The sequence below is a fragment of the Sphingomonas sp. CCH15-F11 genome, assembly GCF_001557005.1.
GTDB lineage: Bacteria > Pseudomonadota > Alphaproteobacteria > Sphingomonadales > Sphingomonadaceae > Sphingomonas.
Genome location: NZ_LSKG01000166.1, coordinates 12,570 through 28,466, shown reverse-complemented (window position 1 = coordinate 28,466; position 15,897 = coordinate 12,570). Strand labels below are relative to the sequence as shown.

16 protein-coding genes are annotated in these 15,897 nt (G+C 69.3%); 6 read left to right on the top strand and 10 right to left on the bottom strand.

The features are described from left to right. Nucleotides 1-249 precede the first annotated feature (249 nt). On the bottom strand, nt 250-1,707 hold the full coding sequence (cysS, locus tag AX709_RS16785; protein ID WP_066551087.1) for a cysteine--tRNA ligase: 1,458 nt from the start codon (nt 1,705-1,707) through the stop codon (nt 250-252). A 22-nt stretch (nt 1,708-1,729) separates the two neighbouring features. Beyond that, nucleotides 1,730-3,331, bottom strand: a complete 1,602-nt coding sequence (locus AX709_RS16780; protein WP_066551085.1) for a phytoene desaturase family protein — start codon at nt 3,329-3,331, stop codon at nt 1,730-1,732. Nucleotides 3,332-3,417: 86 nt separating this feature from the next. Between AX709_RS16780 and AX709_RS16775 the strand changes: the two genes are divergently transcribed. Then, nucleotides 3,418-3,807 (top strand): hypothetical protein, encoded by a 390-nt coding sequence (locus tag AX709_RS16775; protein WP_066551081.1) that lies wholly within the window; start codon nt 3,418-3,420, stop codon nt 3,805-3,807. A gap of 70 nt (nt 3,808-3,877) precedes the next feature. Further along, nucleotides 3,878-4,279 (top strand): glycine zipper 2TM domain-containing protein, encoded by a 402-nt coding sequence (locus tag AX709_RS16770; protein WP_066480899.1) that lies wholly within the window; start codon nt 3,878-3,880, stop codon nt 4,277-4,279. 13 nt (nt 4,280-4,292) lie between these two features. Here the strand turns inward: AX709_RS16770 and AX709_RS16765 are convergent, their stop codons facing one another. The 5 genes from AX709_RS16765 to xseA all read right to left on the bottom strand — a co-directional run bounded on the left by AX709_RS16765 (nt 4,293) and on the right by xseA (nt 7,897). Then, entirely contained in the window at nt 4,293-4,718 is a 426-nt protein-coding gene (locus AX709_RS16765; protein ID WP_066551080.1) for a hypothetical protein, read from the bottom strand. Between the two features lie 68 nt (nt 4,719-4,786). Next, nucleotides 4,787-5,317 (bottom strand): superoxide dismutase family protein, encoded by a 531-nt coding sequence (locus tag AX709_RS16760; RefSeq protein ID WP_082731840.1) that lies wholly within the window; start codon nt 5,315-5,317, stop codon nt 4,787-4,789. Between the two features lie 42 nt (nt 5,318-5,359). Beyond that, complete coding sequence (locus AX709_RS16755) at nt 5,360-6,298, bottom strand: M23 family metallopeptidase (protein ID WP_082731839.1); 939 nt, start codon at nt 6,296-6,298, stop codon at nt 5,360-5,362. Beyond that, entirely contained in the window at nt 6,295-6,495 is a 201-nt protein-coding gene (locus AX709_RS16750) for a DUF2093 domain-containing protein (protein WP_066480896.1), read from the bottom strand. Before AX709_RS16750 ends, AX709_RS16755 begins: the two co-directional genes overlap by 4 nt. A 19-nt stretch (nt 6,496-6,514) precedes the next feature. Beyond that, nucleotides 6,515-7,897: an exodeoxyribonuclease VII large subunit gene (xseA, locus tag AX709_RS16745; RefSeq protein ID WP_066551076.1), complete on the bottom strand. Its 1,383-nt coding sequence runs from the start codon at nt 7,895-7,897 to the stop codon at nt 6,515-6,517. Here xseA and purD point away from each other — a divergent pair. Together purD and AX709_RS16735 are read left to right on the top strand one after the other, a co-directional pair. Then, nucleotides 7,896-9,155, top strand: a complete 1,260-nt coding sequence (gene purD, locus AX709_RS16740; RefSeq protein ID WP_066551074.1) for a phosphoribosylamine--glycine ligase — start codon at nt 7,896-7,898, stop codon at nt 9,153-9,155. The two genes, xseA and purD, sit on opposite strands and share 2 nt — an antisense overlap. Before the next feature lie 47 nt (nt 9,156-9,202). Beyond that, nucleotides 9,203-9,814 (top strand): hypothetical protein, encoded by a 612-nt coding sequence (locus tag AX709_RS16735; protein WP_156454312.1) that lies wholly within the window; start codon nt 9,203-9,205, stop codon nt 9,812-9,814. A 9-nt stretch (nt 9,815-9,823) separates the two neighbouring features. Here AX709_RS16735 and AX709_RS16730 read toward each other — a convergent pair whose 3' ends face one another. The 3 genes from AX709_RS16730 to AX709_RS16720 form a co-directional block, all read right to left on the bottom strand. Next, complete coding sequence (locus AX709_RS16730) at nt 9,824-11,293, bottom strand: methyl-accepting chemotaxis protein (protein WP_066551072.1); 1,470 nt, start codon at nt 11,291-11,293, stop codon at nt 9,824-9,826. 98 nt (nt 11,294-11,391) lie between these two features. Then, nucleotides 11,392-12,759 carry an FAD/NAD(P)-binding protein gene (locus tag AX709_RS16725; protein WP_066551070.1) on the bottom strand — a complete coding sequence of 456 codons (1,368 nt, stop codon included), beginning with the start codon at nt 12,757-12,759 and terminating at the stop codon, nt 11,392-11,394. A gap of 14 nt (nt 12,760-12,773) precedes the next feature. After that, on the bottom strand, nt 12,774-13,862 hold the full coding sequence (locus AX709_RS16720) for a Gfo/Idh/MocA family protein (RefSeq protein ID WP_197419010.1): 1,089 nt from the start codon (nt 13,860-13,862) through the stop codon (nt 12,774-12,776). 31 nt (nt 13,863-13,893) lie between these two features. On the opposite strand from AX709_RS16720, the gene AX709_RS16715 reads away from it, so the two are divergent. Both AX709_RS16715 and AX709_RS16710 read left to right on the top strand, forming a co-directional pair. Beyond that, nucleotides 13,894-14,790: an aldo/keto reductase gene (locus tag AX709_RS16715; protein WP_066551088.1), complete on the top strand. Its 897-nt coding sequence runs from the start codon at nt 13,894-13,896 to the stop codon at nt 14,788-14,790. Then, entirely contained in the window at nt 14,787-15,878 is a 1,092-nt protein-coding gene (locus AX709_RS16710) for an LLM class flavin-dependent oxidoreductase (protein WP_066551068.1), read from the top strand. Before AX709_RS16715 ends, AX709_RS16710 begins: the two co-directional genes overlap by 4 nt. Nucleotides 15,879-15,897 lie beyond the last annotated feature (19 nt).

Sequence of the window (15,897 nt, the reverse complement as noted above, 5' to 3'; positions counted from 1 at the left end):
CCGCTGATGATCCACGCGTCGCCCCGGCGGAGGCCGGGGCCTCATGCAGAAGTAGCGCTATTTCTGCCAAAGGCCCCGGCCTCCGCTCGGGCAACGGCTGCCTTTTAGTGACGCTGCAACAACTGAACCGTCACCCCGGCAAAGGCCGGGGTCCACTTTGCCGCCCGCGCCGCCCTCAGGTCGTCGGCACAGCACTCGCTGCCCGGTGGACCCCGGCCTGCGCCGGGGTGACGATGGCTAGGCTGGAGCCTATTCGCCCAGCTTCCAGTCCCAGCCGAGCGGGTCGCCGTCCATCACTTCCACCCCCGCCGCCGCAAGCTCATCGCGGATCGCGTCGGACGTGGCGAAATCCTTGGCCGCCCGCGCCTCCTTGCGGCGGGCGAGCGCGGCTTCGATTTCGGCTTCGGTGATGGTGGCGGCCTTGGGGCGGATGCGCAGGTCGGCGCGGGTGAGGTGGAGGAGGCCCAAGCCCAACACGCCTTCAATCTTGTTGAGAGCGTAAATGCGGTCCGCCGGGTCTAAGTCGCTACGTCCCAACAGGACATCGACGATTGGCAGCACGTTCGCGGTGTTCAAATCTTGCGAAATCTCATGCGCAAAGGCGTCAAGGATCGGCTGCGTCGCGCCGGCTTCGTTGCTTACGCGACCATCGGCTTTGTGGCGCACCTTCTCGACCGTAAGCACAAGCCGCTTCAACCGCGTCAGCGCCGCGCCCAAGCCCTCCCACGAAAACTCAAGCTCGCTCCTGTAATGCGCCTGCAGGCACATCAGGCGGTAGGCGAGCGGGTGGTAGCCCCGGTCGATCAGCAGCTGCAGCCGCAGGAACTCGCCCGACGACTTCGACATCTTGCCCGAGCGTTCGACCAGGAAGTTGTTGTGCATCCAGATCTTCGCGCCGGAATTGCGCGGATCGTCGAGGCCGTTGGTGCAGCAATAGGCCTGGTTCTGCGCGATCTCGTTCGGATGGTGAATCTCGCGGTGGTCGATGCCGCCGGTGTGGATGTCGAACGGGAAGCCGAGCAGGGCTTCGCCCATCACCGAGCATTCGAGATGCCAGCCTGGCGCGCCTTTGCCCCACGGAGAGTCCCACTCCATCTGGCGCGTCTCGCCAGTCGGCGTTTTCCGCCAGATCGCGAAGTCGGCAGCGTTACGTTTGCCTTCGACATCGCCAATGCGGCTTTCGCCTTCGTCGGTCTGCGAACGGGCAAGTCGGCCGTAATCGGCGACTGTCGACACGTCGAAGTAAAGGCCGGACGGCAACTCGTAGCAGTGCTTGTCGGCGATGCGCTCGCCCCATTCGATCATCGCGTCGACATATTCGGTCGCGCGCGGATGCTGCTTCGGTCGCACGTTCAGGCGCGCGAGGTCGCGCTCGAAATCCTCCTGGTAGAAGCGGGCGATGTCCAATGCCGACTTGCCCTCGCGCGCGGCCATGCGTTCCATCTTGTCTTCGCCAGTGTCCGCATCCGACGTGAGGTGGCCGACATCGGTGATGTTGACCACGTGCCTGAGCTTATAGCCTTTCCACTCCAGCACGCGCCCAAGCGTGTCGGCGAACACATAAGCCCGCATATTGCCGATGTGCTGGTAATTATAGACCGTCGGGCCGCAGCTATAGACGCGCGCCTCGCCGGGGTGGACGGGCTCGAAGGTCTCGAGCCGGCGCGTCAGGCTGTTATAGAGCCGCAGGGGGGTGTCGTCGGTCATCGCCGCAGGGTTTAGCGGCGGCTCAGCGGCGTGCAAATCCCCGGCGTTTCCAATCACGCACGATGACCCGCGCGGCATTGTGCCCAGGCGCGCCGGTGACGCCGCCGCCAGGATGCGCGCCGGAGCCGCAGAGATAGAGGCCGGTCAGCGGCATCCGGTAGTCGGCATGGCCCAGCATCGGCCGCGCCGACCAGAGCTGGTCGAGCGACATGCGGCCGTGGAAGATGTCGCCGTCGACAAGCCCGAATTTGCGCTCCAGGTCGAGCGGGGTGTGGATCTGGCGCGCGACGATGCTGGCAGTGAAGCCGGGGGCGAAGCGTTCGACGGTGGCGATCGCGGCGTCGGCCGCGTCCTCGCGCGCGTCGTCCCAGCTGCGGCCGTCGGGCAGCATGGGCGCGAAATGCTGGCAGAACAGGCTGGCGACATGCGCGCCCGATGGGGCGAGGCTGTCGTCGAGGGTCGAGGGGATCAGCATCTCGACCACCGGCTCGCGCGACGAGCCGTGAACCCGCGAATCCTGCCAGGCGCGGTCCATGTAATCGAGGCTGGGGGCCATGATGATCCCCGCGCCGAGATGCGGCCCGGCCTCGGGCAATGCGGTGAAGCGGGGCAGGGCGGAGAGCGCGACGTTCATCCTGAGCGTTCCCGATCCGCCCTTCAGCCGCGCGGCGCGCGCGCGGAAATCGGCGGGCAGGTCGCTCGGGTCGATCAGGCGGTTGAAGAGCAGCTTCGGCCCGACATTGGAGACGACGCGCACTGCCGCGATTTCCTCGCCGCTCTCCAGCCGCACCCCGGCGACGCGCCCGCCATCGGCCAGCACCCGTGCGACCGGGGCGTCGGTGCGCAGCGTGACGCCGGCCGCGCGGCATGCCGCCGCCATCGCCTGGGTGATCGCGCCCATGCCGCCGATCGCGTGGCCCCATGCACCCTTTTGCCCGTTCACCTCGCCGAAGACGTGATGAAGCAGGACATAGGCGGTGCCCGGCGTGTCGGGGCTGGCGTGATTGCCGACGATCGCATCGAAGCCGAACAGCGCCTTGACCGGATCGCTATCGAACCAACCGTCGAGAAATTCGCGCGCGCTCAGGGTAAACAGGTCGAGCAGGTCGCGCTGGGCGGCAAGATCGAGCCGCGCCAGCCGCCGCGACTGGCCGAGCGCCGCCAGCATCGCGCCGACGCCGCCGCCGACATTGGGCGGGGCCGTGAGCGCCAGGTCGCGCAACACGTCCGCCACCCGATCGAGCGCGGCGGCATAAGCAGGCAATGCATCGGCATCGCGGACCGAGAATTTGGCGAACTCGGCTCGGGTATCAGCCTGTCCGCCCGACAGCAGATAGCGGCCGTCGGGCAGCGGCAGAAAATTGGCGATCGGCCGGTCGACGACGCGATAGCCGTGATCGTGCAGCCGCATGTCGGCGATGACGCGGGACTGGAGCAGGCTGACCGTGTAGCTCGCGGTCGAATTGCGGAAGCCGGGGTGGAATTCCTCGGTCACCGCCGCACCGCCCAATATCTCACGCCGTTCGAGCACACAGGTCTTCAGCCCCGCCCGCGCGAGGTAAAAGGCACAGACCAGGCCGTTATGACCGCCGCCGACAATGACGGCATCGAAGCGGGTCGACATGGCGCGCACGCTAACGATCCGCACATGGCTGGGAAAGGGCGGCGCCAGCGGGTAGAAGAGGCCAGCATGGAAAGCGAGGCCGCGACGTGATCTATATCCTGCTCAATCTCGGCGCGATCGCCGCGGCAACGCTGGCCGGGCTGATCATCGGCGTCGCCTTTCTGCGCCTTGGCAGCGTGCGGGCGCGTCCCGGCGTCCGGTTGCTGCTGGTCGCGATCGTCATGGAGTTCTGGCTGGCGTCGATCCTGGCGGGCGCGCTGATCCTCGCCCCGCCCAAGGGCAGCGAATGGACGATGGCGATCGGCTCCGCCTTCGTCATCTGGATCGGCTTCGTCCTGCCCGTCCTTGCCGTCGGCCACACCGCGCGGGGACAGGGCGCGCGCGTGGTCGTCGCCGACGCGGCGCATTGGCTGGCGGTGATGCTGGCGCAGGCGGTCGTGCTCAAGCTGATCGGCCTGGTGCCGCCGCCGGCCTGACGCCCGCTGCAACCTTTCGCACCCCCCAGCGGTTCACTCGTCCGAGAACAACATGGACGGGAGATCGGCGATGCGCGCGATGATGATGGGTGTTTCGGCGGCCGTGCTGCTGGCGGGCTGTACCGGGCTGAACCAGTATGACGACGGCTATTCGAACTATCGCAACTATGACTATAACCGGCCCGACCCGTCCTATGGCGGTTATGACGCGGCGCGCTATTACCGCGAGGACCGCCGCGCGCGCGAACGCCGGCTGGCGGAAAATGAACGCATCTATCGCGGCCAGGACGGCCGTTATTATTGCCGCCGCCCCGATGGCACGACCGGGCTGATCGTCGGCGGGATCGCCGGCGGCGTGCTGGGCAACCTGATCGCACCGGGCGGATCGGAGACGCTGGGCACCGTGCTGGGCGCGGCCGGCGGTGCGATTGCCGGGCGCGCGATCGAGCGCGGCCGGGTCAGCTGCCGCTAGGACGCCGCCGCCGCTAGCTGGCGGGTGTGCGCGGCTTGCGAACCGCAGGCCGCGCCGCGGCCGGTTTGCGCGGCTTTGCGACCGTCGGCTTGGGGGCGGCCGGCTTTGGTTCTGCCGGCTCGGGCGCGGCCGGCTTCGCCGCAGTCGCCGTCGGCGCAGCGAGTGCGGGCGTTTCAGTGGGTGTGGCCGCCGCCTTGACGGTCTTGCGCTTCGGCGCAGCGGTTGAGCTGTCCTTCACACGCGCACGGATTTCGCCCGCCAGTGCCTCAAGTGCGATTGCGGCGAGTTCGGCCAGAACCGGATGCTTGGCGAGCGCCTTCGCGCTCGGTTTGCCGAGCGGAAAATCCTTGGGGAGATTGAGCGCAGCGAGCGCACGTTGCGCGGCGCTGCCTTTCTTGCCTTCGCCCGATTTCTTTGCGTCCGCGTTCTTCTTCGGCATCGCCTGTTCTCGCCTCCACTGGGGGAGGCGAGTGTTCCGCGCGGCGACCCGCTTGTCAACGCGGCGGCTCAGGATGCGGCGAACACCCCGCAGGCGACTCGACCGCCGCTGTTGCCCGACGGATCGGTCTTCAGATCGTCGGGGCCGGCATGAACGACGAAAGCCCCGCCGTCGGCATCGAGCAGACCGTCCATCGTACCGCCCGCCAGCGTGAATTCGACGCGGCCATTCCCGGCGGCATCGACGGTGAGGTTGGGCAGGTCACCCGAATGCGGGCCGGCGGGGTTCATGCTGCCGTGCTGACGCGCGGTCGGGTTCCAGTGGCCCCCGGCGGTCGTGAAATCGGGTGCGTCGCACCGACCCACGGTGTGGACATGGATCCCGTGCTGGCCGGGCGTCAGCCCGCGCGCGTCGACGCGGACCTCGATCCCCGTCGCGGCGGCGGTGGCGGTCACCCGGCCCGCGTCGCCGCCCGTCGCCGTGCGCAGGTCGGCCACTGCGATCGGCCCGGCCGTATCCGCCGTCGCAACCGTTTCGCCATCCATCGCGCAACCCGCAATCAGGGGCAGGGTCATCAGAGTGATCAGGGTCAGTTTCATCGCGTGGCGCTCCCATGTTCCGGTTCGGCTCGATGTTCAGCTTCAATCCTCCGCGGCGCGCGCGGTTCCGCTGGTGCCCGTTCTCTGCGCGTCGATACGCGAGATTTCTTGCGCGTTCCCGGCATCTTCGCGCGCGGGCGGGCCGAGCAGCACGACCGGATCGATGCGCGCGCCGTGCCAGGTGACCCCCCAATGGAGGTGCGGCCCCGATGCGCGACCGCTCGCCCCGATCGCGCCGATCGGCTGACCCTGGCGCACTTGGTCGCCTTCGCGCACGTCGATGCGTGACAGGTGGAGAAAGGCGCTGTTCAGTCCCATGCCGTGATCGACGATCAGCAGCCAGCCCTCGAGCGTGAAGGGCGAGTCGGCGGCGAGCGTGACTACGCCGTCGGCGGGCGCGACAACCGGCGTGCCGGCGGGGCGCGCGACGTCGACGCCCGAATGATAGGCACCGGGTTCGCCGCGATAGATGCGCTGTGATCCGAACCGTCCCGATATCCGGCCGTTCGCCGGCCAGACAAAGGCTTGTCGCCAGCCCGCGCTCTCGCTCATCCGGTCGCGCGCGGCGGCGATGCGGGCCAGCTCGGCGGGACGCCGGGCAGTGAACTCGGCGCTCGGCTGGGGAAAGCGCGCTACCCTGTCGAGCCGTTGGATCGGCCAGTCGCGCGGGGCGACCGCGATCCGCTGGCGATGCAAAACGCCGGCTGCGTCGGTGAGCGCCAGCGTCGCCATCGGCCCGGCATCGCGATCGATCGCGACCAGGAAGCTTCCGTCCCCGGCGACCCCGACCGCGCGATCGTCGAGCATGAGCCCGCTCCAGCCGCGCGGGACCCGGCCGCGCGCAATGCCGCCCTGAACGAACGGGCGATCGAGCTGGACCACGGCCATCAGCGAAACGGCCCGATCGTCATTCCGGGCCAGCAGTGGCGACGCGACGACGACCGCCGCGATCACACAGGCACCAACCGTGCGCAGCCTCATCCGCCCGCAAGCCGCGCGGTGGCGATCTCCGCACTGGCATAGGGTTCCTGGCGCGCGACGCTCCAGTAGCGCAGCGCGTCGAGCGGAATGCGCTCGCCGCTGACCGCGCAGACCACATGATCGCCCGCGCTGAGCATCCGATAGCCGTTGGCGAGATAGTGGAGGCGCGCCGCGCGCGCGGTGTTCGACATCAGCATGGCTGGCCTGTTTCCTGGTCTAGAGCAGGCGTTGCTGCTCGGGTTTGTCGTCAGGATAGGGCTTCGATCCCGCGCGCTCAACCTTGGCATCAATCGCGCCATCGCGGAAATGGAGCGTCAGCGCGCCCGTCGCGCGCGCATCCGCCGCGCTCGTCACCGCCTGGCCGTTGAGGCGCGCGGCCACGCGGACATAGCCCTTGGCGAGCAGGTTGTCGGGATTGCCGGCATCGAGCCGCGCCCCCGCCAGCCGCAGCGCGGCGCGCGCCGCATCGAGCCGCCGGTCGAGCATTGCCGGACGCAGGGCACCGCCCGCGCGGTCGAGGCTGCGCCGCGCCAGCACCACTCGGCGCTCGAGCGCGAGCCCGAGACGCTGCGCCAGGTCGTCGGTGCGCTGGCGCTGCGGGCCGAGCAGCGCCTCGCGCCGCGGGATCAGCCGGGCAAGCGCGGCCAGCCGCTCGGCGGCGCGATCATGATAGCGGCGCGCGCAACGTTCGCTGCGCAACGCCAGCGTCGCCACCTGATGGCGCACATCTGCGAGCACCGGCACCGCAATCTCTGCGGCCGCGGTCGGTGTCGGCGCACGCAGATCGGCGGCGAAATCGGCAAGCGTCGTGTCGGTTTCGTGCCCGACGGCCGAAATGACCGGGATGGTGCAGTCGGCGATTGCGCGCACCACAACTTCTTCGTTAAACGCCCACAGATCCTCGATCGAGCCGCCGCCGCGCGCGACGATCAGCAGGTCGGGACGCGGCATCGGCCCGTCCCGGAGCGGCAGCGCGTCGAAGCCGCGGATCGCGCGCGCCACCTGGGCGGCGGCGCCGTCGCCCTGGACCTGGACCGGCCAGACTATCACATGGCTCGGGCAGCGATCGGCGAGGCGGTGGAGGATGTCGCGGATGACCGCCCCGGTGGGCGAGGTGACGACGCCGATGACGCGCGGCAGAAAGGGCAGTGGCCGCTTGCGCGCCGCGTCGAACAGCCCCTCCGCGCCAAGCTGGGCCTTGAGCTTTTCGAGCAGCGCCATCAGCGCGCCTTCGCCGGCCAGCTCCAGCCGGTCGATCACGATCTGATATTTGGACCGGCCGGGATAGGTCGTGACCTTGCCCGTCGCGATCACCTCGATCCCGTCCTGCGGGGCGAAGGGGATGGCAGCGGCCGCACCGCGCCAGATCACCGCATCGATCACCGCGCCTTCGTCCTTGAGCGCCAGATAAACGTGCCCCGACGCCGCGCGCTTATAGCCGGAAATCTCGCCGCGCAGCCGGACCTGGCCGAACTCGCGCTCGACGGTGCGTTTCAGCCGGCCCGACAATTCGCTGACGCTTTCCGGCGCGGCGTTGTCGCCCGGCACCGTCTCGGCTACCAGCCGCGTCACTGAATCGTCGAACAAGGGATCGGGCATGAACGTCCTGCTGATCGGATCGGGCGGGCGGGAACATGCGCTTGCGTGGAAGCTGGCGCAATCGCCGCGTCTCGATACGCTTTATGTCGCGCCTGGCAACCCCGGCATGGCCGCGCACGCAACACGGGTCGCGCTCGATCCCGCCGATCACGACGCGGTCGTCGCCTTTTGCGGCCGCCACGCGATCGCCTTCGTGGTGATCGGGCCGGAAGCCCCGTTGGTCGCGGGCCTTGCCGACCGGCTGCGCGCCGAGCGCATCGGCGTCTTCGGCCCCAATCGCGAGGCCGCGCAGCTGGAAGGATCGAAGGGCTTTACCAAGGACCTGTGCGCGCGCGCCGGCATTCCGACGGCGCGCTATGTACGCGTCGCATCCCCCGACGCCGCGCGCGAGGCACTGGCCGGCTTCACCCTGCCGCTGGTGCTCAAGGCCGACGGACTGGCGGCGGGCAAGGGCGTGATCATCGCGACCACGCCCGACGAGGCGGACACGGCGATCGTCACGCTGATGGCCGAACCCGGCGCGGAGCTGGTCATCGAGGCGTTCCTGACCGGCGAGGAAGCGAGCCTGTTCGTGCTGACCGACGGGACGCACCTGATGCCCTTTGGATCGGCGCAGGACCACAAGCGGGTGGGCGAGGGCGATACCGGCCCCAATACCGGGGGCATGGGCGCCTACAGCCCAGCCGCGGTGCTGACGCCGGAACTGATGCAGCGCGCGCTGGACGAGATCGTGCGGCCGACGATCGACACGCTGCGGCGCGATGGCATGCCTTATTCTGGCGTGCTTTATGCCGGGCTGATGCTGACCGACGGCGGTCCGATGCTGATCGAATATAATTGCCGCTTTGGCGACCCGGAGACGCAGGTGCTGATGATGCGGCTGGAGGACGACCTGCTCGAGCTGATGCTGGCGACCGATGCGGGCACGCTGGGCGACCATGCGCCGGCGCGCTTCGCCGACGAGGCCGCGCTGACCGTCGTGATGGCGGCTAGCGGCTATCCCGGCCAGGTGGCGCCCGGCGCGCCGATCGCCGGCATCGAGGCGGCCGAGGCAACCGGCGCGCGCGTCTTTCACGCCGGCACGCGGCTGGCCGACGACCGGCTGGTGGCGAGCGGCGGGCGGGTGCTGAACGTCACCGCCACGGGGCAGAGCGTCGCTGCGGCACAGACGGCGGCCTATCGCGCGGTGGACCGCATCGACTTTCCCGGCGGCTTTTGTCGGCGCGACATCGGCTGGCGCGAAGTCGCGCGCGGCTGAACCGACCGGCACTGGTCGGCGACGGCATCGGTGATATGAGTGCGCCCATGGACAAATCGCTTCCGCCCTCGACCCCCCTGGCTGCCGCCGACCGGATGTGGCCCTTCACCCTCACCCATTTCGTCCTGATCGGGCTGTTCGCGCTGGTCGCGCTTTACATCATCTGGCGGGGACGGCGGCTGAAGCAGCGGCGGCGCGAGGCGGAGGCCGAGCTGCTGGAAAGCGGGCATGGCTTTCGCCTGGACGCGGGCAGCCCCGATATCGAGGATCAGCCCGCCCCGGTCGCACCGATCCCGCAAGAGGCCCCGGCACCGCAGCTGCAGGCCGCGCCGGTTCCGTCGCAAAATCCGGAACCGCAGCTGCAGGCCGAACCGCCGCCGGCGTCACCCGCCGCAGCGTCGGACCTCACGATTCTGAAGGGCGTCGGGCCACGGGTCGCGGCGCGACTGGCCGAGGAGGGCGTGACGTCGCTGGCCGTGCTCGCTGCGCTGACGCCCGAGCGTGCCGCGACGATCGACGCCGCGCTGGGCAATTTTGCCGGGCGGATGGCCCGCGACAAATGGGTCGAACAGGCGCGGCTGATCGTGGCGGGCGATGTGTCGGAATATGAGCGGCAGTTCGGCGCGCTCGATCGCGGACGGCCCGCGCAATCGGGTTGAGCCGCGCGATCAGGCGGTCGCTTCGACCAGCTGGTCGCCGGCGTTCACCAGACTTTCGGCCAGACCCGACGCGCCGATCGCCAGCGATCGGGCATCCTGGGCATCGACATAGGCAAATTCGAAATTGCCCCAGCGCCGGCCCCGGAACCAAAGCGGCACGAACACCGTCTTCAGCGGCAGGAAATCCTCCTCGCCCAGCGCCATGCGGTAGCAATTGAGCATCGCCGGCGCGCTGCTCTCGATCGCGCGGCGCGTCGCGTCGTCCATCATGATCCGGCGGTCGCGGCACCATTTCATGTTCCAGGCGATGTCCTTGCCCTGGCGCTGGGAGCGCAGCGTCAGGTGGGTGGGCAGATAGCCGTTCACGTCGCTGATGACCGATCCGATCATACCCGGCGACCAGGTGCTTTCGCGGTCGAGGATCGGCCGGATGTGCCGGTCGGCGAAATCGTTGAACCCCGTATCGTAGCGCGGCGGGTTCGACCCAGGGATCAGGCGGTAGTTGCAGTCGAACACCGCATCCTCGCTCACCTCGCCACGGGCGATGCCGGCCTCGACCAGCCGCTCGATCTCGCGTGCGACCTCCTTCGCGCGCTCGATCGATGGCGTGTCGCCGGTTTCCAGCCCCGACATCGCAAGCCGGTCGAGCGTCAGATTGGCTTCGACCTCGAGCGTGTCCACGCGGGCGCGGGCGCGGGACAGGTTCACCGCGTTGATCCGCAGCGCATCCGCGAATTTGGCGATGTCGCGGCTGGCCTCGGCCACACTCGCTTCGATGCCCGCGACCGCCTCGGTCACCTCCGCCGACTGGCCGTCGACCATGGTGATGATCTCGCCGGCATCGACCATGCTCGCCCGGATGCGTGCCAGTCCGCGTTCGGCCGACAGGCTGCGCATCATCCCGTGCTCGATCTCCTGGACCAGTCGGGATGCTTCACCCGACAGCACGTCGATCGTCGTGTCGATGCGGCGGGTGGCTTCGCGGGTTTCGCTGGCCAGCCCCTTGACCGCGGCGGCGACGACGCCGAATCCGCGGCCCTCGACCCCGGCGCGCGCCGCCTCGATCGCGGCGTTGAGCGCGAGCAGGTTGGTCTGCGTCGCGATCCGCGCGATCACGTCGGAGACCGAGCGCACCTCGCTCATCGCGTTCGACAGGTCGGTGACGTGCGCCCCGAGGCCACTTACCAGCGTCGTGAGTTCGCCGAAGCTCGACGTGGCTTCCTCGATCGCCTGGGCGTTCTGTTCGAGCTTGCTGCGGACCTGATCGGACAATTTGCGGGTCTGGGCCGCGGCATGATCGGCGGCCTGCTGGTTGATGACCAGCCGGTCGACGACGCGCGACAATCCGCCCAGATCGACGCTCTGTTCGCTGATGTCTGAGGAAACCTGGCCAAGCTGGCCGGCGATATCGGCGCAATTGATGACCAGTGCACCAAGCGCCCGCGACGTCTCCTCGATTGCGTTCCCCGTTCTGGTCACCGCGCCGCTTCTCTGAAACCGTGGTTAACGCGATCTAACGCCGCAATCTTATGATATTCCTAATTTCGTGCGGTGGTGCGCGCGTCGGGTGCGTTCGATCAAAGTCCCTCGCCGCCGACCCAATGCGCGTTGGACAGGGTACGCGCGACGTTCCAGGTCTGGACGCGGATGTCGGGCACGGCGACGACCTCCCAATAGGCACCCCGCGTCATCGGGCCGATCGCGTGGATTCGCGGGTCGGGCGTCCCGTCGCGGCCGAGCACGCAGGTGTCGGCGGCGATGTCGATCCCCAGCCGCGCGGCGTCGGGCCGGATGCGGCCGCTGTCAAGCAGCTGGCGCAGCAGCGGCTCGGTGCTGCGGAGCAGGTCGCCCTGGGGCCCGGTGCAGTTGACCATCCGGCGGACATGCTCGCGCACGCTTCGTTCGTCGCCGCGCGGTTGCCATTCGATGGCCAGCCCGGAAATGTCGGACACCGCGCTTCGCAACCGCCCGGCGCGGAAGCTCAGCCGGCCGGCCGCGACGAGTCGATCGATCCGCTCCGCGATCTCCGGTGCCAGCCGGTGGCGATGCACATCCCAGAACGGGCGCAGATGGCGCAGGAAGCGCCGCCGCGTCGCGACATCCGCACCCGACCACATCAGCTGGGTCACCGGGCGCAGCGCGTCGACCGCACAGCGCCAGTCGCTGCCTGGGGCCGCCGCCGCGGCCCGGACCAGCCGCGACAGCTCCGACAGGCGCTGGGCGGGCTTTTCGTGCCAGGGGGTCACCGGCGGCTGGCCGATCATGTGCGCGCGCGGACGCAGGCCCCGCCGCGACATGGCGACGATGCGCCCGCGAAACCCGCGCCGGTCGAGCAGCAGCGCGGCGTCGACGGCGGTCAGCCCGGTGCCGAGCAGCAGCACCGTATCGTCGTCGGTCAGCCCCTCGGCGATGTCGGCGGCCCATGGGTCGTCGCAATACTGGTCGCGCGGCAGCCTGTCGGGATCGACGCCCGGCGGCGCATGCGGCGGCAGGTTGCCGAGCGCCAGCACTGCGCGCTCGAAACGCGCCGCGGTGCCATCGTCAAAGCGCGCCTCGACACCCGTTGCGTCGCTGGCGAGCGCGACGACGTCGCCGTTGACGACGCGCAGCCGATCACCGGCGCGCGCGCGCGTTTCCGCCAGCAGCGTGGCGAGATAGCGGCCATAGGCGGTCCGCCGGACGAAGCTGGTCGCGCCACCCTCGCCATTGGCCTCCAGCCAGCGGACGAAGTGACCGGGGTCGTCGGGCAGGGCGCTCATATTGCCGGCGCGCACATTGAGCAGGTGGCTGTCGTCGGCGGCGCTATAGGCCACCCCGCGCGCGACCTGGCCGGGCCGGCGTTCGACCAGCGTCGCGCGCGGCCCATCGTGGCGCATCAGGTTGATCGCGAGCAGCGTGCCCGAAAAGCCGCCACCGACGATCAGCACATGATCGCCCGGGTTCATCGGCGCGCTCAGGCTCAAAGGCCCAGCTCCGCCATCGCGACGACGCGGTGTTCGCGTGCGCTGAGTTCGGCGGCGGCACCCATCGCCACCGCGCGCAGCCCGTCCTCGGCGGTTACCTGTACCGGACCTTCGCCCCGGATCGCGGCGGCAAATGCCTGATGCTGATAGAAGGTCGCGCCGTGGTGCGAGCCCGCCGCCATCGCGGCCTCGTCGACGGGGACATGCCAGCGTTCGACCGCCTTCGGCCCGCGCCAGTCGACGCGCGGGCTGAACACGAGGTCGCCGGGCGGGATCAGCACGTCGAGGCGGGCGCGATCGCCGGTGGCCGACATCTCCTCCTGATGCTCGGCGCCCTCGGCGAACATGCACAGGTCGAGCATCGCGCGCACGCCGTTGGCGAAATCCACGACGGTGTAGCTGTTGTCGAGAATGTCGGGGGCGCGGCCGTCATAGCGTTCGTCGAGATGATTGACGTCACGGCCGCCCGAGCAGAAGACGCGCACCGGCTCCGACCGCACGATCAGTCGCATCAGGTCGAAGAAATGGCAGCATTTCTCGACCATCGTCCCGCCGGTGTTGCGCGCGAAGCGGTTCCAGTCGCCGACCTTCGGCAGGAAGGGAAAGCGATGTTCGCGGATCGACAACATCCGCAGGTCGCCGACGCGACCGTCATGCACCTGGGCGATGAAGGTGGCGGCGGGCGGCATGAAGCGATATTCCATTGCGGTCCAGAAGGGGCGGGCGCGGTCCCGTGCCTGATCGACCATCCAGCGCGCGTCGGCGATCGTGGTGGCCAGCGGCTTTTCGCACAGGATCGCGACATCGCGGTCGAGCAGACGCGCCACGACATCGCGATGCGTGTGGTTGGGCGCGGCGATGACGATCGCATCGACATCGGCGGCGGCGGCGAACGACGCCACGTCGTCGAACGCGCGCACGCCCGCGGCCCGGTCCCCCAATGCGGCGCGTGCCCAATCGAGCGAGGCGGCGACCGGATCCGCGATCGCGACGATTTCGGCACCGGGCAAGATCATCAGGTTGCGCAGATGTTCGACCCCCATCATGCCCGTGCCGACAACGCCGTAGCGGATCGCAGCTACCATCCGTCAAATCCCTGTGCCAAAGATCGTCGCCATGACGAGCCTCCGCCTTTCTCCCGATCCGCGCCCGCTGGGCAAGAGCGAACTGACCGTATCCCCGATCGCGTGGGGGATGTGGCGCTTCACCGGCACCGACGTGGCGGCGGCGCGCGCGCGCGTCGATGCCGCGCTGGACGCGGGCATCACGCTGTTCGATACCGCCGACATTTACGGCTATGGCACGCCCGAGGGCTTCGGCTCGTCGGAGGCGCTGTTCGGCCGGGTGCTGGCCGACGCACCGGCGCTGCGCGACCGCATGGTCATCGCGACCAAGGGCGGCATCACCCCGCCGCGCCCCTACGATTCGAGCGCGGCCTATCTGGCGGCAGCCGTCGACGCCTCGCTGGCGCGGCTGGGGATCGACGTGATCGACCTCTACCAGATCCACCGCCGCGATTTCATGACGCACCCGCAGGAGGTGGCCCACGCGCTCGCCGCAATGGTCGCCGCCGGCAAGGTCCGCGCGATCGGCGTGTCCAATTACAGCCCAGCGGAGGTCGACGCGCTGCAGGCGTTCCTCGACCTGCCAATCGTCACGACCCAGCCCGAATTCTCGCCGCTGCGTGTCGCGCCGCTCTATGACGGCACGCTCGACCAGGCGATGGCACGCGACATGGCGGTGCTCGCGTGGTCGCCGCTCGCCGGCGGTCGGCTGCTCGACCCCGATCATCCCGCGCATGGGCTGCTGGCCGAACAGGGTGCGGCCCATGGCGTCGACGTGACGGCGGCGGCGCTTGCCTGGGTGATGGCGCATCCAGCGCGGATCATCCCGATCGTCGGATCGCAGCAACCCGACCGCATCCGCGCATCGGCCGACGCCTACAAGGTCGAATGGACCCGCGACCAATGGTATGCGGTGATGCAGGCCGGGACAGGGGAGCGCCTGCCATGAACGGAACCGAAAAGCCGTGCGAGATCAGCTGGTTCTCGGCGCTGTGCGACGATGATTATGAATTTCTGGGCGTGCCCGATCCCCGGCTGAAGTCGAGCTGGGAACATTGCCGCGACATCGTGCTGCAGGCCGAAAGCGGCGGCTTCGACAATATCCTGCTGCCGTCGGGCTACGCGCTCGGCATCGACACCACCGCATTCGCCGCGGGCATCGCCGCGCTGACCCGGCGCATCCGTTTGCTGATGGCGGTCCGGATCGGCGAGAGCTGGCCGCCGCAGCTGGCCCGCCAGATCGCGACGCTCGACCGGATGCTCGGGCTGACCGGCGGCGGGCTGCCGCGGCTGACGGTCAACATCATCTCCAGCGACCTGCCGGGCGAGACGCTGGACAGCGCGCCGCGCTACCAGCGCACGGTCGAGGCGATGCACATCCTGCGCACACTGCTCAACGGCGAGCATTTGAAGTTCGACGGCGATTTCTGGAAGCTCGATCTGGCGCCACCGGGGGTCACCACGCTGACCGGCAAATGCCCGCCGCTCTATTTCGGGGGCCTGTCACCCGCCGCGCGCGAAGCCGCCGCGCAGGGGTGCGACGTCTATCTGATGTGGCCGGATTCGATGGCCGGCGTCCGCGCGATCATCGCCGATCTGCGCGAGCGGGCCGCGCGCCACGGCCGCACGCTCAAGTTCGGCTATCGCGTCCATGTCGTGGTGCGGGAGACCGAGGCCGAGGCGCGCGCCGCGGCCGACCGGCTGCTGTCGCGACTCGATGCCGAAACCGGGGCCGCGATCCGTGCGCGCTCGCTCGACAGCCAGTCTGCGGGCGTCGCGCGCCAGGCGGAGCTCCGCGAAGCCGCCAGCGCCAGCGACGGTTATGTCGAGGACAATCTGTGGACCGGCATCGGCCGGGCGCGTTCAGGCTGCGGTGCGGCGATCGTCGGCGATCCGGATCAGGTTCTCGCCAAGCTGAACGCCTATCGCGCGGAAGGCATCGATGCCTTCATCCTATCCGGCTATCCGCACGCCGCCGAAGCCGACCTGTTCGCACGTCACGTATTGCCGCACATCGCGCACGCGCCGCTCGGCTGAGCCAGACGTCAGCGGCAAG

What these genes read in the sequence shown, in the direction of transcription:
- AX709_RS16735 (WP_156454312.1), top strand. Translation starts at nt 9,203, where the DNA reads ATGGACAAATCGCTTCCGCCCTCGACCCCCCTGGCTGCCGCCGACCGG.
- AX709_RS16755 (WP_082731839.1), bottom strand. Translation starts at nt 6,298, where the DNA reads ATGAGGCTGCGCACGGTTGGTGCCTGTGTGATCGCGGCGGTCGTCGTC.
- AX709_RS16780 (WP_066551085.1), bottom strand. Translation starts at nt 3,331, where the DNA reads ATGTCGACCCGCTTCGATGCCGTCATTGTCGGCGGCGGTCATAACGGC.
- purD (WP_066551074.1), top strand. Translation starts at nt 7,896, where the DNA reads ATGAACGTCCTGCTGATCGGATCGGGCGGGCGGGAACATGCGCTTGCG.
- AX709_RS16750 (WP_066480896.1), bottom strand. Translation starts at nt 6,495, where the DNA reads ATGCTGATGTCGAACACCGCGCGCGCGGCGCGCCTCCACTATCTCGCC.
- AX709_RS16725 (WP_066551070.1), bottom strand. Translation starts at nt 12,759, where the DNA reads ATGAACCCGGGCGATCATGTGCTGATCGTCGGTGGCGGCTTTTCGGGC.
- AX709_RS16765 (WP_066551080.1), bottom strand. Translation starts at nt 4,718, where the DNA reads ATGCCGAAGAAGAACGCGGACGCAAAGAAATCGGGCGAAGGCAAGAAA.
- AX709_RS16720 (WP_197419010.1), bottom strand. Translation starts at nt 13,862, where the DNA reads ATGGTAGCTGCGATCCGCTACGGCGTTGTCGGCACGGGCATGATGGGG.
- AX709_RS16760 (WP_082731840.1), bottom strand. Translation starts at nt 5,317, where the DNA reads ATGAAACTGACCCTGATCACTCTGATGACCCTGCCCCTGATTGCGGGT.
- AX709_RS16770 (WP_066480899.1), top strand. Translation starts at nt 3,878, where the DNA reads ATGCGCGCGATGATGATGGGTGTTTCGGCGGCCGTGCTGCTGGCGGGC.
- AX709_RS16710 (WP_066551068.1), top strand. Translation starts at nt 14,787, where the DNA reads ATGAACGGAACCGAAAAGCCGTGCGAGATCAGCTGGTTCTCGGCGCTG.
- cysS (WP_066551087.1), bottom strand. Translation starts at nt 1,707, where the DNA reads ATGACCGACGACACCCCCCTGCGGCTCTATAACAGCCTGACGCGCCGG.
- xseA (WP_066551076.1), bottom strand. Translation starts at nt 7,897, where the DNA reads ATGCCCGATCCCTTGTTCGACGATTCAGTGACGCGGCTGGTAGCCGAG.
- AX709_RS16715 (WP_066551088.1), top strand. Translation starts at nt 13,894, where the DNA reads ATGACGAGCCTCCGCCTTTCTCCCGATCCGCGCCCGCTGGGCAAGAGC.